20 protein-coding genes are annotated in these 22,600 nt (G+C 38.7%); 19 read left to right on the top strand and 1 reads right to left on the bottom strand.

Features of this window, described 5'->3' with window-relative positions; translation table 11 throughout:
• The first annotated feature begins 1 nt into the window (after position 1).
• The 8 genes from ACWOEC_RS03725 (at position 2) to ACWOEC_RS03690 (ending at position 11,686) form a co-directional block, all read left to right on the top strand.
• Positions 2 to 2,134, top strand: coding sequence for a glycosyltransferase family 2 protein (locus ACWOEC_RS03725; RefSeq protein ID WP_455306009.1), 2,133 nt, complete (start codon positions 2 to 4; stop codon positions 2,132 to 2,134).
• Positions 2,135 to 2,248: 114 nt separating this feature from the next.
• On the top strand, positions 2,249 to 3,406 hold the full coding sequence (locus tag ACWOEC_RS03720) for an LCP family glycopolymer transferase (protein WP_455306007.1): 1,158 nt from the start codon (positions 2,249 to 2,251) through the stop codon (positions 3,404 to 3,406).
• A 246-nt stretch (positions 3,407 to 3,652) separates the two neighbouring features.
• Positions 3,653 to 5,794 (top strand): penicillin-binding transpeptidase domain-containing protein, encoded by a 2,142-nt coding sequence (locus ACWOEC_RS03715; protein WP_455306005.1) that lies wholly within the window; start codon positions 3,653 to 3,655, stop codon positions 5,792 to 5,794.
• A 126-nt stretch (positions 5,795 to 5,920) separates the two neighbouring features.
• On the top strand, positions 5,921 to 6,214 hold the full coding sequence (locus ACWOEC_RS03710; RefSeq protein WP_455306003.1) for a hypothetical protein: 294 nt from the start codon (positions 5,921 to 5,923) through the stop codon (positions 6,212 to 6,214).
• Positions 6,215 to 6,218: 4 nt separating this feature from the next.
• The gene (locus ACWOEC_RS03705) at positions 6,219 to 8,240 is read left to right on the top strand and encodes a cation:proton antiporter (RefSeq protein ID WP_455306001.1); all 2,022 of its coding nucleotides are present in this window, start codon (positions 6,219 to 6,221) and stop codon (positions 8,238 to 8,240) included.
• A 96-nt stretch (positions 8,241 to 8,336) separates the two neighbouring features.
• On the top strand, positions 8,337 to 10,214 hold the full coding sequence (locus ACWOEC_RS03700; RefSeq protein WP_455305999.1) for an ABC-F family ATP-binding cassette domain-containing protein: 1,878 nt from the start codon (positions 8,337 to 8,339) through the stop codon (positions 10,212 to 10,214).
• Between the two features lie 16 nt (positions 10,215 to 10,230).
• The gene (locus tag ACWOEC_RS03695; protein ID WP_455305997.1) at positions 10,231 to 11,178 is read left to right on the top strand and encodes a thymidylate synthase; all 948 of its coding nucleotides are present in this window, start codon (positions 10,231 to 10,233) and stop codon (positions 11,176 to 11,178) included.
• A gap of 13 nt (positions 11,179 to 11,191) precedes the next feature.
• Positions 11,192 to 11,686: a dihydrofolate reductase gene (locus ACWOEC_RS03690; RefSeq protein ID WP_455305995.1), complete on the top strand. Its 495-nt coding sequence runs from the start codon at positions 11,192 to 11,194 to the stop codon at positions 11,684 to 11,686.
• Positions 11,687 to 11,732: 46 nt separating this feature from the next.
• On the opposite strand, the gene trhA is transcribed toward ACWOEC_RS03690, so the two are convergent.
• Positions 11,733 to 12,383: a PAQR family membrane homeostasis protein TrhA gene (gene trhA, locus ACWOEC_RS03685; protein ID WP_297075411.1), complete on the bottom strand. Its 651-nt coding sequence runs from the start codon at positions 12,381 to 12,383 to the stop codon at positions 11,733 to 11,735.
• Positions 12,384 to 12,515: 132 nt separating this feature from the next.
• Here trhA and ACWOEC_RS03680 point away from each other — a divergent pair, with 132 nt between their 5' ends.
• From ACWOEC_RS03680 to topA, 11 genes are all read left to right on the top strand, one after another.
• Complete coding sequence (locus ACWOEC_RS03680; protein ID WP_455305993.1) at positions 12,516 to 13,358, top strand: DegV family protein; 843 nt, start codon at positions 12,516 to 12,518, stop codon at positions 13,356 to 13,358.
• Positions 13,359 to 13,424: 66 nt separating this feature from the next.
• On the top strand, positions 13,425 to 14,324 hold the full coding sequence (locus ACWOEC_RS03675) for an SGNH/GDSL hydrolase family protein (RefSeq protein ID WP_455305991.1): 900 nt from the start codon (positions 13,425 to 13,427) through the stop codon (positions 14,322 to 14,324).
• A 5-nt stretch (positions 14,325 to 14,329) separates the two neighbouring features.
• Entirely contained in the window at positions 14,330 to 14,965 is a 636-nt protein-coding gene (locus ACWOEC_RS03670; RefSeq protein ID WP_455305989.1) for a YpmS family protein, read from the top strand.
• 11 nt (positions 14,966 to 14,976) lie between these two features.
• On the top strand, positions 14,977 to 15,486 hold the full coding sequence (gene msrA, locus ACWOEC_RS03665) for a peptide-methionine (S)-S-oxide reductase MsrA (protein ID WP_455305987.1): 510 nt from the start codon (positions 14,977 to 14,979) through the stop codon (positions 15,484 to 15,486).
• Entirely contained in the window at positions 15,483 to 15,707 is a 225-nt protein-coding gene (locus ACWOEC_RS03660; RefSeq protein WP_297075419.1) for a YozE family protein, read from the top strand. The genes msrA and ACWOEC_RS03660 overlap by 4 nt, the downstream gene beginning before the upstream one ends.
• A 90-nt stretch (positions 15,708 to 15,797) precedes the next feature.
• Entirely contained in the window at positions 15,798 to 17,225 is a 1,428-nt protein-coding gene (locus ACWOEC_RS03655) for a S41 family peptidase (protein WP_455305985.1), read from the top strand.
• A gap of 12 nt (positions 17,226 to 17,237) precedes the next feature.
• A complete protein-coding gene (lepB, locus tag ACWOEC_RS03650; RefSeq protein WP_455305983.1) occupies positions 17,238 to 17,786 on the top strand; it encodes a signal peptidase I in 549 nt (182 codons plus the stop codon).
• Positions 17,787 to 17,810: 24 nt separating this feature from the next.
• Positions 17,811 to 18,677 (top strand): ribosome biogenesis GTPase YlqF, encoded by an 867-nt coding sequence (gene ylqF / locus ACWOEC_RS03645; protein WP_455305981.1) that lies wholly within the window; start codon positions 17,811 to 17,813, stop codon positions 18,675 to 18,677.
• Positions 18,664 to 19,425: a ribonuclease HII gene (locus ACWOEC_RS03640; RefSeq protein ID WP_455305979.1), complete on the top strand. Its 762-nt coding sequence runs from the start codon at positions 18,664 to 18,666 to the stop codon at positions 19,423 to 19,425. The genes ylqF and ACWOEC_RS03640 overlap by 14 nt, the downstream gene beginning before the upstream one ends.
• Before the next feature lie 56 nt (positions 19,426 to 19,481).
• Positions 19,482 to 20,369, top strand: a complete 888-nt coding sequence (dprA, locus tag ACWOEC_RS03635; protein WP_455305977.1) for a DNA-processing protein DprA — start codon at positions 19,482 to 19,484, stop codon at positions 20,367 to 20,369.
• A 133-nt stretch (positions 20,370 to 20,502) separates the two neighbouring features.
• Positions 20,503 to 22,581 carry a type I DNA topoisomerase gene (topA, locus tag ACWOEC_RS03630; protein WP_455305975.1) on the top strand — a complete coding sequence of 693 codons (2,079 nt, stop codon included), beginning with the start codon at positions 20,503 to 20,505 and terminating at the stop codon, positions 22,579 to 22,581.
• Positions 22,582 to 22,600 lie beyond the last annotated feature (19 nt).

Genomic DNA, 22,600 nt, shown 5'->3' with positions numbered 1-22,600 from the left:
CATGTCTGAAAATGAATTGATTGTCTATATTGATAGTATTCAACAAGATAAAAAACAAAATAGTTATTTGCTGACAGGTTGGGCATTGGATAAAGACCATAAAACGGTCCCAAACATTCACGTGCGTTCATCTCATAAACGTGCTACCTGTACGATGCTTTCTCGTAGCGATGTGATCATGGCGCAAAAATTAAGCGGTGATATCAAAGCGGGTTTTCAATTAGAAATTGTGCAGCCTAAAAGTCCAATCGAACTAGAATTTACATCAGGCGAGCATGTACGTGTGGAAACAGTCGAATTGACTGGAGCATATCCAGCGATCCCAGGACGTGAAACGACGATGCAAAAGCAACTTGCAACGCTTAAAAAAGTCGTACGCTATTATCAAAAAAATGGATTGAAGGCCACATTGAATCGGTTGAAAAAACAACAAGTCAAATTACAAACAGAAGATTACGCAGCTTTTTTAAAAACTCATGAAAACTGGGATATCGAGGCCATTCAAGCAGAGATCGCATCATTTTCGTATCAACCAAAAATCAGTATTTTGATGCCAGTTTATAATGTCGAAGAAGAATGGTTAACCAAGTGTATTCAATCGGTACAAGGTCAATTTTATGAAAATTGGGAATTGTGCATGAGTGATGATGCCTCTAGCGATGTGAAGGTCAAACCGTTACTTGAAAAATTTGTTGCACAAGATCCACGCATCAGAGTAGTCTATCGTAAAGAAAATGGACATATCTCTAAAGCGACGAACTCAGCATTAGAAATTGCCACTGGTGAGTTTTGTGCCTTATTGGATAATGATGATGAACTTTCACCGATCGCCTTATATGAAGTTGTCAAACGATTAAACGAACAACCAGATCTCGATTTGATTTATAGTGATGAAGATAAAATCGACATGCAAGGCAATCGATTCGATCCAGCTTTTAAACCAGATTACTCACCTGATTTATTATTGGGTACAAACTATATTTCTCATTTAGGGGTGTACCGTACTGAAATCTTACGTCACATCAAAGGGTTTCGTGTGGGATATGAAGGGTCGCAAGATTACGATCTAGTATTGCGTTTTGTGGAGCGAACAACTCCTGAAAAGATCGCACATATACCCAAAATTTTATATTACTGGCGGATTTTACCGACCTCGACTGCGGCGGATCAATCGACGAAAGGGTATGCGTTTGAGGCTGGTTTAAAAGCCGTGCAAGATGCTTTGATTCGTCGAAAGATTAAAGGGACAGCGACCCATGCTGCAGGTAATGGATTGTTCGATGTCCATTATGAGATTTTAGAAGAATCTTTAGTCAGTGTGATTATTCCTACAAAAAATGGCTATGAAGATATGAAGCGTTGTTTGGAATCGATCGTGGCAAAGACCAATTATCCAAACTATGAGCTCGTCGTAGCAGATAATGGTAGTGATGATCCACGCATGAAGACACTTTATGAGGAATATCAGACCGTATTAAAAGACCGATTTACTGTTGTTGATCTACCGATTCCTTTTAATTATTCTCGGATCAATAATTTAGCAGCTAAAGAAGCTAAAGGAAAATATCTGTTGTTTTTAAATAACGATACCGAAGTAATCACGGAAAATTGGATGAGTAAAATGGTCTCGTTTGCGCAATTTGAACGAATTGGTTGTGTCGGAGCGAAGTTGTATTACCCAAACCATACGATCCAACATGCTGGAGTCGTATTGGGAATGGGAGGTGCTGCAGGGCATCCACACCATACTTACCCGCGTGGCGACTTTGGTTATTTCGGTAAATTAGAAATCAACGTCAATTACTCTGCTGTTACAGCGGCGTGTTTAATGATTCGTGCGCAAGATTTTGCTACGTTAAATGGATTCAATGAAGAGTTAACCGTAGCCTTTAATGATGTAGATCTTTGTCTAAGAGAGCAAGCGCTTGGTCGCAATAATCTTTTCGTGCATGAAGTAGAGCTGTTCCATTTTGAATCACAATCTCGCGGATATGAAAATACCCCAGAAAAGCAAGCACGATTTGAAAAAGAGACTGCTTATATGTATGAAAAATGGGGCGATCTGATTGAAAATGATCCTTTTTATAATCCGAATTTGACGCGTACAGGTGGGAATTTTGCTTTACGTCAATAAATTATTACAAAAAGATTAAATTAAATTGAATTTTCATTTTGCGATTGCAGTCTGTTTTGTCTTATGGCAAAATCAAAAGTGGACATTTAAAGTAGACTAGAACAGGGGTGCAAAATGAAACCATATCAAAAGATTGCCGTATTCGTTTTAGGTGTATTGATTGCACTAGTAACGATCGGTACTGTATACGCCGCAAATTTGTATGGAGCAGCAAGCGATACATTTAATCGAATCAGTAAAACAGCGCCATCACGTAAATCAGATTTACGCGATAGCTCAGTAGATATTTCAAAAAGTGAACCTTTCTCAATTATTTTGATGGGAATCGATACCGGTGCTTTAGGCCGTACTGAACAAGGTCGTTCGGATAGTATGATGGTCGTTACGGTCAATCCACAAAAAAAACAATCGACGATCGTCAGTTTAGACCGTGATATTTTGACGAATATCGTCGGCTACGAACCATACGATACACCATATTTTGATAAATTGAATCATGCATATGCATATGGTAGTGTCGATATGGCGATGGATACAGTAGAACAGTTACTAGATATTCCGCTAGATCACTATGTATCGATCAACATGCAAGGATTGAGTGATTTGATTGATGCAGTTGGCGGGATTACGGTCGAAAATAAAATCGATTTTACCTTAGATGGTGTACATGTACCCGTTGGAAAAATCAAATTAAATGGTGAAACGGGTCTGGCTTATGCCCGGATGCGCCATGAAGATCCAGAAGGCGATATCGGACGTCAACGTCGTCAACGTGAAGTCGTAACCAAAATTCTAGAAAAAGTCATTAGCATGGATAGTGTAAGTAAATACAAAAAAATCCTTGATGCAGTGGAAAAAAATACCTTAACTGATTTGACTTGGGATGAGATGCTAGCAATCGGAAAAAATTACATGCCAGCGTTTGACAAGATTCGTTCAGGGCAATTGCAAGGTGAAAGTGAAACTATCAACGAAACGTATTATCAAGTGTTGGGTGTAGATGAGTTGTTAAAAGTTCAAAATGAATTAAAACAACAGCTAAACCTACCAACCCATGAGCAATTGATCATCGACGAAGACTTTTATTATTCAGAAAATGGCTTTATTGGAAATCAATTTTATGATGACACGGATTACACCACAACGGATACCGCTAAATATACATTTGGTGAAACACTATTTAGTAAAAAATCAGATGCTGCTAATCCAAGCACGCAAAAGAGTGAAGAGGCAACAGTATCTACACAAGAGACAACTCAATACGGTGAATAGGCAAAAGGCAGTTGATATATTCAGCTGCCTTTTCCACATGTTATTTTCATGTTAAAATGTTTCACGGGATTTCTAAACATGAAAGCTTATTTCAAAAGTGTTTTTAAAATAATGGATGTCATTCGTGAAACATTGTAAGCAGATTTAGAAAAAATTGAAAGTTTTTAAAATATATCAGGTTTTTTGTACGAATGTCTTTTTTTTTGATAAAATAAGGTGAATGGTCTTCTAGGAAGGATTGAAAGAATGAGAAGAAAAGATTTTTTATCAAAGCACGCATGGAAAACAAAATTAAATGACGCCAAGAAAGGGCAAGAAAATAAACGAGGACATATTCCATTTCGATTGAATTTTTTATTTTTGATTATTTTTGTGCTATTTGTGGCGCTGATTTTACGTCTAGGAAATCTACAAATCGTCAATAGTGACAAGTGGGAAAAAGAGATCAAATCCGCCACTGTTACTACTGTCAAACAAAGTACTCCGCGTGGTTCGATCTATGACGCGACTGGAAAAGTTTTGGCGACCAATCAAGCCAATGCGGCGATTACGTTTACTCGCACAAATGATATGAGTGCGACTGACATGTTAGATCTAGCAAAAGAGCTAAATCAATTGATCGATATGCCAGTAGATGAAAACTTGAGTCAGCGGGATTTAAAAGACTATTATTTAGCAGATAAAAAACACTTAGAAGCAGCACAAAAAAAATTATCTGCTAAAGATCAGTTAAAATCAAGTGGTGATCAATATCAGTTAATGATCGATCAAATCAAAGACGATCAGTTGAATTTTGATGACAATGAGTTAAAAATTGCCACTATTTTCACGCGTTTAAACAGCGGACAAAACTTGAAACCTGTTTTTGTGAAGAATGAAGATGTTAGCAATGAAGAGTTAGCCATTGTAGCAGAGAATGCGTCGAAATTACCAGGTATTTCAACAGGGACAGATTGGAGTCGTGAAGTCATTACGGCAAGTAATCCGATTGCAAGTATTATTGGGCGTGTGTCGACATCAAAACAAGGGTTACCTTCAGAAGAAGCTGAAGAATACTTGAAAAAAGGTTATTTTTCAAATGACCGTGTTGGAACGAGTTTCTTAGAAAAGCAATACGAAAGTGAGTTACAAGGAAAGAAATCTGAATATGAAGTAACCATTGACAATAACGGGACGATTTCAAGTACGAAAGAATTATCCGCAGGTTCTAAAGGAGACAATTTAAAACTAACGATTGATGAAGCGTTCCAAGACAAATTTGATACGATCGTCAAAAACGGTTATCAACAATTGATTGATTCAGGTGATGCTGAGTTTTCAAATGGTATTTATGCGGTAGCGATGAATCCTAAAACAGGAGCGATTTTAGGCGTGTCTGGCTATTATCACGAAGAAGGCTCTTCTGAGATCCAAGACGATGCGGTTGGTACGTTCGTTGGACGTCAGTTTGAACCAGGTTCTGCAATCAAAGCAGCAACGATTACGACTGGATTTGATCATGGCGTCATTACACCTGAAAGCAATACTTTATACGATCAACCGATCTATTTAGCCGGATCTCCAGCTAAAGCGTCAGTATTTAACCCGTATGGTTCAAATAACCGTTATATCGATGCCGCTCAAGCGTTAGAGATTTCATCAAACTCGTATATGATGCAAATTGCTTTACGTTTGTTAGGGATCGACTACAAAGGAGGCACTTTGCAAATTCCAGGTTTAGCCGATCAAAAAACAGCATATGAAGAATTACGTGCAGGATTTGCGCAATATGGATTAGGTGTGAAAACAGGAGTCGATATGCCTGAAGAGGCTGTAGGTGGCCAAGTTGCTTATAATGAATTATCCGATGCGAATTTTGATGGCGGGAAAGTCCTCGATTTAGCATTTGGACAGTTTGATACGTATACACCGATTCAACTCGCTCAATATGTATCTGCGATCGCAAATGGTGGTGAGCGTGTGGCACCACACTTTGTTGAGGGAATCTATGGAAACAATGAAAATGGTGATCTTGGTGAAGTCAAACAAGCAATCGAAACCAAAGTCTTAAACAAAATTGAGATCACGCCAGAAGAAATGGCAATTATCCAACAAGGGATGCACGATGTTGTTCATGGAAATGATCCGTATACTACTGCTCGTCCTTTAGCAAGTGCGAAGATGGATCTTTCCGCAAAAACTGGTACAGCTGAAGCATATGCATATAAAGATGGACAAGAAATTCCAGTAAACAATTTAAATGCGGTTGTTTATGGACCAACAGAAGATCCAGAAATCGCTGTGGCGATCATGATCCCAAGAATCAAACAAACGAACCATACGTATCCAAACCTTTCGATTACAAAAGACATCATGGATGCTTATTATGACATGTATTTAGCGAAATAAAAAAGATAGATCAGAATTGGACAAACAATCCGTTCTGATCTATTATTATAGTGTTGCAATTTCACAAAAAGAGAGTATACTTTTGTATTTGTTAGAACTTGAATCGGATATAAGGAGTAAACGCAAATGACAACGGAATTTGAAGTGAAAATGAAACAACTACATGAAAAATATGGGAATCTCACGTTGGAAGAACGCAAGGCGATGCGTGAATGTCTACGTAAACGTTATCCATTGACATTTAGACGTACAGAATCACTCAAACATGATATTGTTCGTTTAGAAGCAAAACGCACACAGTTAGAATTAGACGGCAAGCATGAGACAGATCTATCTGAAGTGGAAAAGAAAGTCTTGGATAAAAAAGAAGCTTTCTTAAAATTATTGGTCGAGGTAAAGAAAAAAGAAGAACGGAGATGATGCTATGGAAATTATCGAGCTACTCGTCATTGTAGCCATAGCCATCACTTTCTCAAATATTTTTAGTAAAGTGGTACCCACTGTGCCAGTTTTTTTAGCACAGATCTTTTTAGGAATTCTTTTGGGGATGACAAAGTATGCATCCGATATTGCGTTTGAACCTGAAATCTTTTTGATTATGATCATTGCCCCTTTGCTATTTAGAGAAGGTGAAGCTGCGGATGTACCAGAAGTATTAAAGAATTTTTCAATTATTTTATTTTTAGCCTTTGGATTAGTGATCGGAACGTTAGTCATTATCGGATTAACGCTGAAGACTTTGCTTCCGTCAATTCCTCTTGCGGCGTGCTTTGCCTTTGGTGCGGCATTAGGACCAACCGATGCCGTAGCTGTAGGCTCTCTAGCTAAACGATTAAAAATCCCACCACGTGTTTTGCATATTTTAGAGGGAGAAGGATTACTAAATGATGCTTCCGGGGTAACTGCCTTTCAATTTGCGGTAGCTGCGCTGATCACCGGCTCATTTTCTTTGATCAATGCCTCTTTGAGCTTAGTTCTTTCTAGTATTGGTGGAGCTGTAGCAGGTTTTGCTGTGGTTTGGATCAAAAATCGTATCATTAAATTGATTGAGCGGATCTCAGCACAAGATGTGATCGTGTATCTTTTGATCGAGTTACTCTTGCCCTTTGTGGCCTATTTACTAGCTGAAATGTTTCATGCTTCAGGAATTATCGCAGCGGTAGTTGCTGGAGTGCTACAATCGATGGGCTATCGAAAAGTAACGTTATTCGAAGCTGAATTAGCAAATATTTCAGATAGTACATGGAAAACAATTAGTTTTACATTAAATTCACTGGTGTTCTTATTCTTAGGGATTGAACTGTCACAAGTGTTTTCACCGATTTGGAAAAGTCAAGAATATGCAAATATGCACTTAGTATTTGTAATTTTAGTTATTGCAATCGTCTTGATTTTGATTCGTTTAATTGGGATCTCGCTATTTTTTGGATTTACAAAAGGGTTTACGCACTTAAAAGGGAAGTTTCGTGAGATTTTAATGCTAACTTTTGGTGGTGTCAAAGGAACTGTCAGTTTAGCCACGATCTTTATTCTGCCGGTCTCCATCAATGGCTTGGATTTTGATCAGCGGCCCTTGTTGCTCTTTTTAACAGCTTGTGTGATTATGGTCTCTTTAGTGGGTGGAATGATTGCTTTGCCATTACTTTCAGATGGAGAAGCGGAAAAGCCGATCGATCCAAATGAAGTCGCCATTTTAAGTGAAGTAATCGAAAACTTACATCAAGATATTGAACAAGCTGATCTAGAAGAGACCGACATCATTGCGATCGAAGCCGTGATTGATCATTACCATTCACGTGTTTGGGAATTGTATACCGAATCGATGACGGAATCAGAGCAACAAGAAGTTCAGGAGATTCAAGCCTTGATTTTAGCAATCGAGCAAGAAGGATTAGAAGAGTCATATCGTAAAGGTGAAATTTCGATGAATGGATACCGCTTGTATTCTCGTTTTCTAAAACGTTATGAAACTTCATTTAAACGTCAAGTCTTTTCATTTTTTAGTTTTAGTTTAGTCTTCTGGCGGCGGATGTTTCGGATTGTACTTCATCCAAAACGCTTTTGGCAAAGTACCAGAGCAGATACACGTTTAGAGATCATCCAAAGAGATGTATTGGATGTTCGAAAGGTCTTTTTACAAAATAATGAATTGGTTTTACAAAGTTTATCGACTTTAGAAGATATTTTTGAGCCAACGATCGTTCAGTATTATTTGCGTCGTCGTGAAGATATGAAAAAGCAAATCCAACATGTACACTTACCTTTTTCGTTTACCGTTCAGCAAGAACCAGCTTATGCGAAAGAGATTTTACGTGGGTATTATTTAGAGCGTAAGATCATCGATGAGTATGAAGGGTCTGATAAAATCACGCTGTTTTCGGCAAACGAATACCGTCAAAAAGTGAATTTATTAGAATCGTATGCCTTGCAACAGGTTAAGGATTAAGTTGAACTTCTAGATCATTTTACGATCTAGAAGTTTTTTTAGATTGTTGTTACAAACTATGTTAAAATAGGCAAGATGAAAAAAAGGAGTGGTCCGATGAAAGAATTAAAAGTCGTCCAATTACATAAAACATATGGTGAAAAAACGATCTTTGATCAAATATCCTTTTTGATCCATGAAAAAGATCGGATCGGCTTGATTGGGATCAATGGTACGGGAAAATCGAGTCTATTGAAAATTCTAGCAGGGATTGACCGCGGAGATGGTGATCAGCAAACAGTCTTTTATCCAAGTGACTACCAAATCGGTTACTTGGCTCAAGAACCTGATCTTGATGAAACACAAACGATTTTAGAAGCCGTATTTCAAGCAGATACGCCGCAGTTAAATGCTGTACGAATCTACGAACAGGCACTTACTCGACTTAGTGAAAATGGAGTAGACGAAGTTGCGCAACAACAATATGCAAAAGCCGAGCAACGAATGAATGAATTAGATGCGTGGACGATCGATGCACAAGCAAAAAGCATTCTCCAGCAAGTAGGACTTTCAGATCTAACGCAAACGATTGCCAGTCTTTCTGGAGGACAAAAAAAACGTGTCGGATTGGCACAAGTCTTAATCACTGCCCCCGATCTATTGTTATTAGACGAACCAACAAACCATCTAGATTATGAAGCGATTAGCTGGTTAGAAGGGTATCTAGCACAGTATAAAGGGGCGTTGCTTGTTGTGACACATGATCGCTACTTTTTAGATCGAGTCGTCAATCGCATGTTTGAATTGTCTAATGGCGAACTGACCGAATACAAAGGCAACTATGAAAACTATTTGGTGGAACGAGCTGAACGCGACCGTATCGATCAGGAACAAGAAAGTAAACGCGCACAGCTTTATAAGCAAGAATTAGCTTGGATGCGTGCAGGTGCAAAAGCACGTACGACCAAACAACAAGCGCGTATCAAACGCTTTGATGAATTAAAAGGTTCACTCAAACAAGGGACACAAGAAGAAGCGATTGAACTGGATTTTGATACAACACGTTTAGGTAAAAAAGTCATTGAGTTAAAAGAGGTATCGTATCAAATCGAGCATCAACCAATCTTAGATCGATTTTCTTTACTTGTACAAGCGCGTGAACGCTTAGGGATCACGGGTGAAAACGGTGCGGGCAAGTCGACCTTACTCAATCTGATCAGTGGATACTTGACACCGCAACAAGGAACGATCAGTATCGGAGAAACGGTTAGACTGGCGTATTATACGCAACAGACCGAAGCGATCGATCCTGAAAAACGGATGATCACCTACCTACAAGAAGTAGCAGAAGAAATACAACGTTCAGATGGCACGACGATCAGTGTGACCGAACTGTTGGAACGCTTTTTATTTCCACGTCACACACACGGTAGCAAAATCGCTAAATTATCAGGTGGTGAACGTCGCCGTTTGTATTTATTAAAATTATTGATTGAACAACCAAATGTTTTATTGCTTGATGAGCCAACAAATGATCTAGATATTGCCACGCTAACGATTTTAGAAGACTACTTACAAACTTTCCCTGGTGCGGTCTTAACTGTTTCACATGACCGTTATTTTTTAGATAAGGTAGCAGAAAAATTAGTCATCTTTAACGGTCAAGCAAATATTGATACTTATTTTGGTACGATCGAAGAGTATCTTGCACAAAAAAAGACAGATACGAATGAACCAGTGAAAGAAGTCAAAGCGATCGCTACGCCTGTAACGAAAGAAAAGACCAAATTAAGTTATCTTGAACAAAAAGAATGGGAAGTAATTGAAGACGAGATCGCAACGATTGAGGATAAGCTTGTGACGTTAAATGAAGAGATGTTGCATCAAGGATCGGATTTTACTGCATTGCAAATGTTACAAAAACAAATCGATGAACAAAATGAACAACTAGAAGAACGCTATGCACGTTGGGAGTATTTGAGTCAATTTGTTTAATCAAGGAGGAACAATGATGGAGGCAGCTTATTTAGCGCTAGGACAAAAAATTTTAGAAGAAGGAAACGTAAAATCCGATCGAACGGGTACAGGAACAAAAAGTGTATTTGGGTATCAAATGCGTTTTGATCTGACAAAGGGTTTTCCACTATTGACGACCAAGCGCGTACCGTTTGGTTTAATCAAAAGTGAATTGTTATGGTTTTTAAAAGGGGATACCAATATCCGTTATTTATTAGAGCACAACAATCATATTTGGGATGAATGGGCATTTAAAAAGTATGTTGAAAGTGAAGACTATACTGGCGTCGATATGACCGATTTTGGGCGCCGCTGTCTCGTCGATGAAGCATTTAACGCACAATATCAGAAAGAATTGCAGCTATTTTGCACACGAATTCTAGAAGATGAAGCATTTGCAGCCAAGTTTGGTGATTTAGGGAAAGTTTATGGCTATCAATGGCGTCATTGGCAGACGAGTCGTAATGAGACGATCGATCAAATCAAAGATGTGATCGACATGATCAAAACGACACCAGACTCTAGACGCTTGATTGTTTCTGCTTGGAATCCAGAAGATATCCCAACGATGGCTTTACCTCCATGTCATACGATGTTTCAATTTTATGTTCACGAGAATAAATTAAGTTGTCAATTATACCAACGTAGCGGAGATGTCTTCTTAGGAATTCCTTTTAATATCGCTAGTTATGCTTTGTTGACGCACTTGATCGCGCGTGAAACGGGTCTAGAAGTCGGAGAATTTATCCATACGATTGGGGATGCCCACTTGTATAGTAATCATTTAGAACAAATGCAAATGCAATTGTCACGTGAAATCAAAGCATTCCCTAAACTTAGGATCAATGAAGAGGTTTCTTCGATTTTTGATTTGGATGTTCAAGATATTACAGTAGAAGGGTATGATCCACACCCAGCGATTAAAGCACCGATTGCGGTATAAAGGAGAGAGAAAGATGTTAATTGCACTATGGGCACAAGATGAAAATGGCGTGATTGGTAAAGACGGAAAACTCCCGTGGTCACTGCCAAATGATATGAAGTTTTTTAAAGAGCAAACGACGGGGCATGCGATCATTATGGGGCGCAAAACGTTTGAAGGGATGGGCGAGCGCGCTTTGCCAAACCGGGTCAATATTGTCTTGACGACAGATCCGCATTACCAAGCAAAAGACGTACTGGTTTTCCATACACCTGCAGAAATTTTAGACTATATGGAAAACCATCAAGAGACCTACTATTTGATCGGTGGTACAGGTATTTTTCGTTCGATGTTACCTTACTGTACGCATCTTTATCGTACTATGATCCATGCAACGTTTACAGGGGATGTGTTGTTCCCAACAGATTGTGTCAATATGGACGATTGGCAATTGACGAAGACGATCCCTGGGATTGTGGATGAACAAAACCATTACGCGCATACATTTGAATTATTTGAAAAAAAATAACAATAACCCGCTTTTCTGAATGTTAAATAGGAAAAGCGGGTTATTGTTATGTATAAAACAAGACGGAAAAGAACATTAATGCTGCACCAAGCATGACGAATAAGTGCCATACGACGTGCATGTAACGAATATTTTTTAAGCTGTACAAAACAGCCCCAACTGTATAGGATACACCACCAAAGAATAAAAGCAACATTCCACTAGTACCTAAGGAATGCAATAATTGTGGAGCTGCAAGCACACATAGCCATCCCATAATGACGTAAATGATCGTCGAGATTTTTGATACGTGCTGTGCTTTGTGCAAGGTTAAAGATTTATACACGATGCCAGCCAAAGCCATAAGCCAAATCAAGCCAAACAAGATCCAGCCAAATAAACCACCTACGCTTAATAAACAAAACGGGGTATAACTTCCTGCGATCAATAAGAAAATGGAAGCATGATCAAACACTTGAAATACTTTTTTTGCTTTAGTAAAAATTAAACTATGGAATAGAGTCGAAAAGAGAAACAACAAAATCATCATTGAGCCATATAGCGCATACGAAACGACGTGTAACGCATCTTGATGGGCTCCTTTGATCAGTAAGAGCACCAATCCAGCAACACTTAAGCCAAAGCCGATCCCGTGTGTACAGGCATTTAAAATTTCATTTAAAATATAGTATTTTCTAGTAAATTTCGTTTGTTGCACGAACCTCATCCCTTTGCAGTTTAATGATAAAATAGATGAAAAAACCATAGCAGTCTGTTATACTAAACACAACTATGTCTATCAGTAGTGTACATGAAAATAGACTTTTTTTAAAGAGAGAGTGAGCAAAGCATGCAAAAACTTAAGATCGTAACAGACTCATCGTGTACGATGGAAAAGCACGTTCGCGATGAATTAGCTATTTCTGTGGTACCCTTATCCGTCATGATCGACGGGACACTATACACCGATGACGATCAATTATCTGGTGAGCAGTTTATGGAGATGATGGCAAACGCCAAAGAATTACCGAAGACTAGCCAACCGCCAATTGGCGAATTCGTCGCATTATATGATGAATTAGGTGCAGATGGCAGCGAGATTCTATCAATCCACATGACGCGAGCACTTAGCGGGACAGTAGATGCGGCACATCAAGCGAGTCAATTGACCAAAAGTAAAGTAACAGTTGTTGAGACAGATATGACAGACCAAGGATTGTCTTTTGCCGTTATTCGTGCGGCGCAAATGGCAAAAGAAGGGGCTTCTTTAGATGAAACGTATGCGGTAGTTCAAAATATTTTAAAGAACACGAAACTGTATATCGGCGTTTCAAATTTAGAAAATCTAGTCAAAGGTGGACGAATCAGCCGAGTGACTGGCTTGCTTTCTAGTTTTTTAAGTATTCGCGTTGTCATGGAATTAAAAGATTCTGAATTGATTCCAACCGTTAAAGGTCGAGGTGCTAAGACATATACGAAATTTTTTAAACAGTTCAAAGAGGAATTAATTGCTCTAGAACACGTCAAGCAAATCGGGATTTCTTATGCTGGAGAACATGCGCAAATGTTGGAATTCAAAGCTGAATTAGAGCAAATGTTTCCCGATATGCATATTCCGATCTTACACACGACACCGATTATTGCAACACACACGGGAAATGGTGCATTTGCGATGATGTACTATAGTGAATAATAGAAAAAACTACAAGGGTGTGACGTGCTCTTGTGGTTTTTTCTTTCAAATCCAAGGGGTGAATAGATGAAGAAACTTTCGCAATTTAGTTTGATTATCGGATTGATCTTGATCATAGGACTGGCTACTTGGTTAGGGTTAAATGCGCTCATACCAAAAGAGTCGACCAAAGAAACGCCTGTCACACAAACAGCTAGTCAATCTTATAAGAAGTCAATCCAGTTTGTCGCAATCGGGGATTCATTGACAGAAGGAATTGGAGATCAAACTGATCAAGGTGGATATGTGTCGATTTTAGAAAAAGCATTAGAAGAACAATATAAAACCGTATCTTTTACCGCAACCAATGCCGGAGTCGCTGGACAAAGAAGTGATCAGATCTTAAATAGAATCAACAAAGATGACACATTACAAGCAAAAATCAAGTCTGCTGATTTTATTACGATGTCTTTTGGTGGCAATGATTTAATGAAAGTGATCCAACAAAATATCTTTTCATTATCTGTAAAAAAAGTGAAAACACAACAAGCAAGTTATCAAGAGCATGTAACGGCACTACTTACGAAAATTCGGGAACTCAATGGGCAAGCACCAGTCTATATTATCGGTGTTTACAATCCTTTTTATTTGAATTTTTCAAATATTGAAGAGATGCAGACGATTGTCGATAATTGGAATGACGCAACACAAGAAACCATCAAAGAACAACGTAACATGTACTTTATCCCGATCAATGATTTGATCTACAAAGGAACAGAAGGTCAAACGTTACAAACCGATGAATCTGTCGAAAAGCAAACGACCAATAGTACCGCTTCAAGTAGCGTGTTACAAGATGTCGTCGAAAATAATGTCTTATCAGAATCAGATAAATTTCATCCTAATAAACTGGGCTATCAACTGATCGGTAAAGCATTGAAAACAGAGATTGTCGATACCCATTCAGAATGGCTACTAAAGGAGTGAGCAAAATGGAACCAAAAACAGATAAGCAAATATCTCATCAAAATAAAAAGCAACACAATTATTGGAAAATTGCTTTTTTAGTTTTGGTCGGACTGATCTTAGGAACAGGTGTATTTATCACAAGTCGGATACTTGACACGAAGCCATTTCCGGTGAAAGAGACACCAGCTATTGTTGAGCGGAATGGAACACCAGTCGTCAATATCTCGAGCAATAAAACACAAGTCAACGAATTGATCGATTTTTATTTAGCCGATTACCGTGAGAAAAGTGGATTGGATTATGAATTTGTGCTAAATGATCAAGCGATGCTAACAGGTGAATTTAAATTATTGGGAGTGCCGATCAATTTTTATTTATATTTCGATCCCTATGTAATGGAAGATGGCAATGTGCAATTAAAAGCTAAATCACTTTCAATCGGAACATTAGGAGTGCCGATCAGTGAAGTGATGAAGCTGATCAAACGCAGTTATGAATTACCAGAATGGATCGAAATCGATGCCAAAGAAAAAACGGTCATGATCCGTTTAGATCAATTTAGAATGCAAAATGGATTGTTTATTAAAGCAGAAAAGATTGATCTAGTTGACGATGTGATCCAAGCTAGTTTATACTTACCGGCATCAACTAAAGAATAGGAGTGAAGTGTGTGGAACGCGCAATATTTGCAGGAGGGTGTTTTTGGTGTATGGTTCAGCCTTTTGACGAACAAGCTGGAATTCATTCCGTCGTCTCTGGCTATACTGGAGGACATGTTAAAAACCCAACGTACGAACAAGTGAAACAACATACAACAGGTCACACAGAAGCTGTTGAGATCATCTTTGATCCAGCTGTGATTTCTTATGAAGCATTATTAGAGGTTTATTGGCAACAAACTGACCCCACGGATGCATTTGGTCAATTTGAAGACCGAGGTGATAATTATCGTCCTGTGATTTTTTATGTTACGGATGAACAACGCATCACCGCAGAAAAGAGTAAAGAACGCTTGGCAAATAGCCAACGCTTTACTGATCCGATCGTGACGACGGTCGAAGCGGCGCAAGATTTTTATCCGGCTGAAATCTATCATCAAGAGTATTATAAAAAAGATCCTGAAAACTTTGCACGCAATCATGCAAAACGGGCGCAATTTGTTGAGGAAAATTGGCGATGACAAGAAGTTTCTATCACTATGTTCTTACGCTACGTGGCGCCTTGACACATGATCCAGTGTCTTTATTTGCACAAGCAGTGAGTTTAGATGCTCAATTCCCTAAACAAAGTTGTGAATATGATGAGATTTCTTCATATTTAGAACTTGAAACAGACTATGTGTCAAGCATGCAGTTATTCGATGAAATTTGGGAGCTTTATGTGGCCCATAATAAGAAATAAGAGAAAAAGAGTATCCACTCTTTTTCTTTTTTTTTTCTCATGGTAGTATAAGGAAGATAGTGTAAAATGAGAACTGTTGGAGGCCGCTTTATGAAACAGAAAAAACCAATTTCTAAAAAGCTTTTCGTAGGTTCATTACTACTCACAGCCGTTGTATCTGGTGGTGTGGTGTTTAGTGTGGATCACTTTACAAACAATACCTTGATGCCAAATCAAGTAGCGAGTACAGATGAATTAGCTAAATTACATGCGCTTTATGATGTGTTAGAAGCAAATTACTATAAAAAAGTCGATACGGATAAATTAGTTGATGGTGCGTTAAAGGGAATGACGGAAGCTTTAGACGATCCGTATACGACATATCTTGAAAAACCTGAAGCCACCGAACTAAACCAATCTCTATCTGATAGCTTTGAAGGAATCGGTGCGACGTTGACTTTGATCGATGGTATTCCAAAAATCGCACAAGCGCCGATCAAAGATACACCAGCTGAAAAAGCCGGATTAAAAGCGGGAGATCAAATCTTAGCTGTAGATGATAAAGAGACGACGGATAAGACGTTAACAGAGATCGTAAATCAAGTTCGAGGAGAAAAAGGGACGGATGTAACGCTAACGTTAAAACGTGGTGACGATACATTTAAAGTCACACTAACGCGTGATAAGATTCCATTATACTCAGTGACATCAAGTATTGACGATAAACATCCTGAAATTGGTAAAATCGAAATTACAACCTTTGCAGAAAAAACGGCGACAGAATTGAAAGAAGCGATCGAATCCTTACGTAAGCAAGGTGCAACTGCTTTTGTAATCGATTTGCGCCAAAATCCTGGAGGGCTGTTAGATCAAGTAAGTAATATGGCAAGTATGTTCTTAAAAGATGGTCAAACCATCGTCCAATTAGAAGATCGTGATGGCACTATCCAAAAGACGGTTGCCTCTAAAGAATTAGATGGTGGATTCAAAGTAACAGAACCTACCGTTGTACTTGTCGATGGCGGCAGTGCCTCGGCTTCAGAGATTTTCGCAGGTGCTGTGAATGAATCGGCGAATATCCCGTTGATTGGAACAAAAACGTTTGGTAAAGGAACTGTGCAAACGATCACAGAATATCAAGATGGTAGTGAAGTGAAATTAACGATCAAAAAATGGTTGACACCAAATAAAAATTGGATCCATGAAAAAGGGATCACACCAACAATCGAAGTCGACTATCCAGTATTTGTTTACGCCACACCATTGCCAACAGATCAAGAATTATCGCTAGGAGTCAGTGCGACAGCTGTGAAAAGTCTAAATACGTATTTAAGTGGTCTAGGGTATGGCGATCTTTCTGGGGAACAATTCACAGATGCCACAAAAACAGCTGTTGAACAATTTCAACAAGACCAAGGATTGAGTGTGACTGGTATTGTCGATGCACAGACGGTTAAAAAAATTCAAGAAGCAGCGGCGACCTTATTAAAAGAAAAAGACGCGATGTATGAACGGGCGCTTGTGGAGCTGAAAAAATAGGAGCCGATAAACATGAAGAAACGATTGCTTCTCGAGTATTTTTGGCTAGCCTGTAAGTATAGTGTCGTAGTGGCATTTATTGCACTGATTGTTCGAGGGTTTTTATTTCTACCGATCCCAGTCGAAGGAAATTCAATGAATACAACGTTAAAACAAAATGACTGGGTATTGGTTGAAAAATTTACAAAAATCAAGCGTTTTGATATCGTTATCTTTCAGTTAGCTGATGGGAATACGTATATCAAACGGGTGATTGGACTGCCAGGTGAAACAGTCAGTTACAAAGAAGATCAATTATATATCGATGGCAAAAAAATGGCAGAACCTTATCTAGCCGAAAATAAAGCAAAAGATCAGAATCAAAATTCATATACAAACGATTTTTCATTAGAAGAATTGATGAATGTCGACAAACTAGGGAAAGATAGTTATTTTGTGATTGGAGACAATCGCCGAGTATCTAAAGATAGCCGATCATTTGGTGCAATCAGTGAAGACCAAATCATCGGTAAAGCCTTTTTTGTCTATTATCCAATTCGTGAGATGAAATGGATCCAATGAGTGTAAAGTGAGAGGAATTAAACGATGACAATCCAATGGTTTCCCGGCCACATGGCCAAAGCAAGACGTGAAGTGACAGAAAAATTAAAATTTGTCGATATGGTATTCGAATTGGTCGATGCACGCTTACCGCTATCTTCACGCAATCCGATGTTAGACCAAATCGTTCAACAAAAACCGCGAATGATTTTATTAAATAAAGCAGATTTAGCAGATGAAGTCCAAACAAAACAGTGGATTCACTATTTTAAAGCACAAGGATTCTATGCTTTAGCCATTAATTCCAAAGAAAACACTAGTGTTAAAGCGATTATGGCAACGGCAAAAAAAGTATTAGCAGAAAAACGCGAACGTGATCAAGCTCGCGGTATCCAGTCAAGAGCGATTCGTGCGATGGTCATTGGGATCCCAAATGTCGGAAAATCGACATTGATGAATCGTTTGATCGGAAAAAAAATCGCGCAAACAGGAAATAAACCAGGTGTAACGAAAGGTCAACAATGGCTACGTGTAGCCAATGAACTGGAGCTTTTGGACACTCCAGGAATCTTATGGCCGAAATTTGAAGATGAATTGATCGGTAAAAAATTGGCATTAAGTGGAGCAATCAAAGACCAACTTTTGCACTTAGATGATATCGCGTTATATGGAATCGACTTTTTTGTCCGGTATTATCCGAATCGTTTGAGCGCACGGTATAAATTTGCTCAAGAAATGGAACAAGGGCCAGCTCCTGAGTTACTGATGGAAATTACAAAAAAATTAGGTTTTAGAGACGATTATGAGCGAGCAAGTGAACGGATCTTACTTGATATTCGCCAAGAACGCTTAGGTCGCTTCACGTTAGACCGTGTCGATGAAATTGAGGAAGAACTAGATGCAATCGATTAAAGACATTAAAGCGTATCTAAAAACAGTCGACCGGTTATCCGAACAAGAAACCAGTCAATTCAAAGCAGATCCGCGTAAAGGTGTACAACAAGCATTTTTACAGTATCACAAACGCCAAGAACAGCATATGCAATTAGTTCAAAAATGCATCGAAATGTCTGTTTTTGAACAAGAAGCGCGTCAAAAGGGCGCCCAGTATATTGCAGGTATCGATGAAGTCGGTCGCGGCCCATTGGCTGGACCCGTTGTTGCTGCAGCAGTGATTTTGCCTGAAAACCATGGGATTATAGGACTTGACGACTCAAAAAAATTGAGTGAAGCCAAGCGTTTGGCGTTATATGAACAAATCCAAGCTTGTGCCTTAGCGATTGGTGTCGGTGAAGTATCGCCTAAAGTCATTGATGAAATCAACATCTATGAGGCGAGTAAACGGGCGATGTATGCGGCGATTGAACAATTAACGCTTACACCAGACTATTTATTGATCGATGCGATGAAACTAGATGTAGCGATTCCGCAAGAAAAAATTATCAAAGGCGATGCGCGTTCCGTCTCGATTGCTGCAGCGAGTATCGTCGCTAAAACGATTCGTGATCAAAAAATGTCAGACTACAGCCAATGCTATCCTGAATATGATTTTGAGCACAATGCGGGCTATGGTACAGCGAAACATTTAACGGCTTTAGAAACTTATGGCATTACGCCGATTCACCGTAAAACATTTGCACCAGTAAAAAAATATTGTTAATTGAATCCCTTTTGACGTAAGTAGTAGTAACGACTTTACGGAAAAGAGGGATTTTTTTGCTAAAATTTAAACAATTCACTACTTATGATCAACTATTATTGCGTTTGACATATTGTGAAGGGATCGGAATTATTGGAAAAGGTAAAATTTTGAAACAGCTTGTTCAACAAAAAGCAGTGAATTACTCAGCTAATCAGCTCAGCCATATAGCGCAGTTAAATCGTACGAAGCACCAATTTATAGAAAGTTTTACGCGTTTGACAGATGAAGCATTAGAGTTAAAAATCCTCGATCAACAATGGATCACCTATTTTGATCCTCGTTATCCTAAACAATTAAAAGAAATCCATAATGCACCTTGTGTGTTATTTTATAAAGGGGATATCGAGTTGTTGAACACAACGAAATGTCTAGGGGTTGTCGGAGCTAGAGAAGCGACGACATATGCATATCGTGTCGTACAACAAATGATTCCAGCAGTAGTTGAATCAAATATCATCACCATTAGTGGCTTAGCAAAAGGAGTCGACTGTGCTGCGCATTATCAAACTCTAACAAAAGGTGGAAAGACTATCGGTGTAGTCGCTTGTGGTTTAGATTATTGTTATCCTAAGGAAGCTGTTTCGTTATTTAACGAGATGTGTCAGACACATTTAGTCCTTAGTGAACATCCAAAAGGAATTCGACCAAAGCCTTATTTTTTCCCGATGCGCAATCGAATAATCGCAGGAATTGCCGATGCTCTTTGTGTCATTGAAGCAAAACAAAGAAGTGGAGCACTGATTACTGCACAATTAGCTTTAGAGTATGGAAAAGATGTATTCGCTGTACCAGGCGATATTTTATCGGGTCAGTCACATGGGTGCCATGAGTTGATTTTAGATGGTGCGATCTGCACGACAAGTGGACAACAAATTGTTACAGAAGCTCACTTTTATCGTTAAAATTTAGAAAAATCATGAAAAAAATTTGCTCACTTCTTGACAAATAAATTTCTACTCGATATGATTAGCTACGATTTGGAACACAAAAAAGTACCTATTATATAGTAGAAACTTTTAGGAAGGAGCCATTTTTATGGCCTATAAATATTTAGTTATTGTAGAATCACCAGCAAAAGCAAAAACGATTGAGAAATACTTAGGAAGAAATTATAAAGTAGTAGCCAGTGTCGGCCATATTCGCGATTTACCTAAGAGTAAAATGGGAATCGATGTTGAAAACCAATATGAGCCTCATTATATTTCGATTCGCGGAAAAGGCGATGTGATCAAAGAGTTACGTAAAGCTGCAAAAAAAGCAGAAAAAGTCTTTTTAGCAAGTGACCCGGATAGAGAAGGAGAAGCGATTGCTTGGCATTTAGCCTATCTTCTTGGTCTTGATTTGACAGAAAAAAATCGTGTGGTTTTTAACGAAATCACAAAAGAAGCAGTCAAAGCTGCGTTTAAAGAACCACGTACGATCGATCTTGATCGTGTAGATGCACAACAAGCAAGACGGATCTTAGATCGCTTAGTAGGGTATTCACTAAGTCCGATTCTATGGCGAAAAGTGAAAAAAGGATTGAGTGCTGGGCGCGTCCAGTCGGTAGCTTTAAAAATCATTATTGATCGAGAAAAAGAGATTCGCCAGTTCAAACCTGAAGAATATTGGACGATTGAAGGCAATTTTTTAAAAGCACGTAAAAAATTCAAAGCCAATTTTTGGGGGATCGCAGGTAAAAAGCAAAAACTAGCCGATCAAGCAGCTGTTGAAGCGGTAACGAGTCGTTTGACTGAACGTGAATTTGAAGTGAAAAAAGTGGAAAAAAACGAACGCAAACGCAATCCCGCTGCGCCGTTTACGACAAGTAGCATGCAACAAGAGGCAGCTCGTAAATTAAATTTTAGAACACGAAAAACGATGATGGTCGCACAACAATTGTATGAAGGAATCTCTCTTGGAAAACAAGGGACAGTTGGATTGATTACGTATATGCGTACGGATTCAAAACGGATCGCTGATTCTGCAAAAGCTGAAGTGACGGGATTTATTGAAGAGACATATGGAGCAGAATACGCAGCGCATTCAACTAGAAAATTAGCCAATGCACAAGGCTCACAAGATGCCCATGAAGCGATTCGTCCGACAAGTAGCTTGCGTACACCACAGTCGTTAGAAAAATATTTAGATAAAGATCAAATGAAGTTATATAGTTTGATTTGGTCACGTCTAGTTGCTAGTCAAATGAAACCGGCTATATTGGATACGATGAAAGTTACGTTGGAGCAAAATGACGTGATGTTCATTGCGAATGGTTCTAAAGTCAAGTTTCAAGGATTCATGAAAGTCTATATCGAAGGTCGTGATGATGGGAAAGAAGATAAAGAAAACATCTTACCAGATCTAGAAGTTGGGGATCTTGTCAAATCAGTCGATATCGAACCTAAACAACATTTCACACAACCACCAGCGCGTTTTAGTGAAGCGACATTGATTCGTACGTTAGAAGAAAATGGGGTAGGACGTCCGTCGACCTATGCGCCAACACTAGAAACGATTCAACGACGTTATTATGTTAAGTTGGTACAAAAACGTTTTGAGCCGACTGAATTAGGAGAAATCGTCAATAATTTAGTGGAAGAATTCTTCCCACAAATCGTAGATGTCCGTTTTACAGCCGAAATGGAAGAAAATCTCGATCATGTTGAAGAAGGAAAAGAAGAATGGGTCAATATCGTTGATCGTTTCTATCGTCCATTTGAAAAAGAATTGACAGAAGCAGAAGAAAAAATCGAGAAAATCCAAATCAAAGATGAACCAGCAGGCTTTGATTGTGAATTATGCGGTCATCCGATGGTGATCAAGTTAGGGAAATATGGAAAGTTCTATGCATGTAGCAATTTTCCAGACTGTCGTAATACCAAACCGATTGTCAAAGAAATCGGTGTGCCATGTCCTGTATGTCATGAAGGACAAGTCGTTGAACGTAAATCGAAAAAAAATCGTATTTTTTATGGTTGTACGAACTATCCAACGTGTGAATTTACTTCTTGGGATAAACCAGTTGGACGTGATTGTCCAAAATGTACGCATTATTTAGTAGAGAAAAAAGTCAAAGGTGGCAAACAAGTGGTGTGTCCGACTGGCGATTATGAAGAAGATGTACAAAAATAATTTGATGAACAAAGGGGAA

It is taken from the genome of Enterococcus bulliens (assembly GCF_053761865.1).
Note: the sequence above shows the minus strand (reverse complement) of the source record. Positions and strands in the feature narration are given on the sequence as shown.

Coding starts and splice junctions, on each gene's coding strand:
- ACWOEC_RS03680 (WP_455305993.1), top strand. CDS start 12,516: ATGCAAAAACTTAAGATCGTAACAGACTCATCGTGTACGATGGAAAAG.
- ACWOEC_RS03710 (WP_455306003.1), top strand. CDS start 5,921: ATGACAACGGAATTTGAAGTGAAAATGAAACAACTACATGAAAAATAT.
- ACWOEC_RS03720 (WP_455306007.1), top strand. CDS start 2,249: ATGAAACCATATCAAAAGATTGCCGTATTCGTTTTAGGTGTATTGATT.
- ACWOEC_RS03660 (WP_297075419.1), top strand. CDS start 15,483: ATGACAAGAAGTTTCTATCACTATGTTCTTACGCTACGTGGCGCCTTG.
- ACWOEC_RS03695 (WP_455305997.1), top strand. CDS start 10,231: ATGGAGGCAGCTTATTTAGCGCTAGGACAAAAAATTTTAGAAGAAGGA.
- ACWOEC_RS03670 (WP_455305989.1), top strand. CDS start 14,330: ATGGAACCAAAAACAGATAAGCAAATATCTCATCAAAATAAAAAGCAA.
- lepB (WP_455305983.1), top strand. CDS start 17,238: ATGAAGAAACGATTGCTTCTCGAGTATTTTTGGCTAGCCTGTAAGTAT.
- ACWOEC_RS03725 (WP_455306009.1), top strand. CDS start 2: ATGTCTGAAAATGAATTGATTGTCTATATTGATAGTATTCAACAAGAT.
- ACWOEC_RS03640 (WP_455305979.1), top strand. CDS start 18,664: ATGCAATCGATTAAAGACATTAAAGCGTATCTAAAAACAGTCGACCGG.
- ACWOEC_RS03655 (WP_455305985.1), top strand. CDS start 15,798: ATGAAACAGAAAAAACCAATTTCTAAAAAGCTTTTCGTAGGTTCATTA.
- ACWOEC_RS03675 (WP_455305991.1), top strand. CDS start 13,425: ATGAAGAAACTTTCGCAATTTAGTTTGATTATCGGATTGATCTTGATC.
- ylqF (WP_455305981.1), top strand. CDS start 17,811: ATGACAATCCAATGGTTTCCCGGCCACATGGCCAAAGCAAGACGTGAA.
- ACWOEC_RS03705 (WP_455306001.1), top strand. CDS start 6,219: ATGGAAATTATCGAGCTACTCGTCATTGTAGCCATAGCCATCACTTTC.
- ACWOEC_RS03715 (WP_455306005.1), top strand. CDS start 3,653: ATGAGAAGAAAAGATTTTTTATCAAAGCACGCATGGAAAACAAAATTA.
- ACWOEC_RS03700 (WP_455305999.1), top strand. CDS start 8,337: ATGAAAGAATTAAAAGTCGTCCAATTACATAAAACATATGGTGAAAAA.
- ACWOEC_RS03690 (WP_455305995.1), top strand. CDS start 11,192: ATGTTAATTGCACTATGGGCACAAGATGAAAATGGCGTGATTGGTAAA.
- topA (WP_455305975.1), top strand. CDS start 20,503: ATGGCCTATAAATATTTAGTTATTGTAGAATCACCAGCAAAAGCAAAA.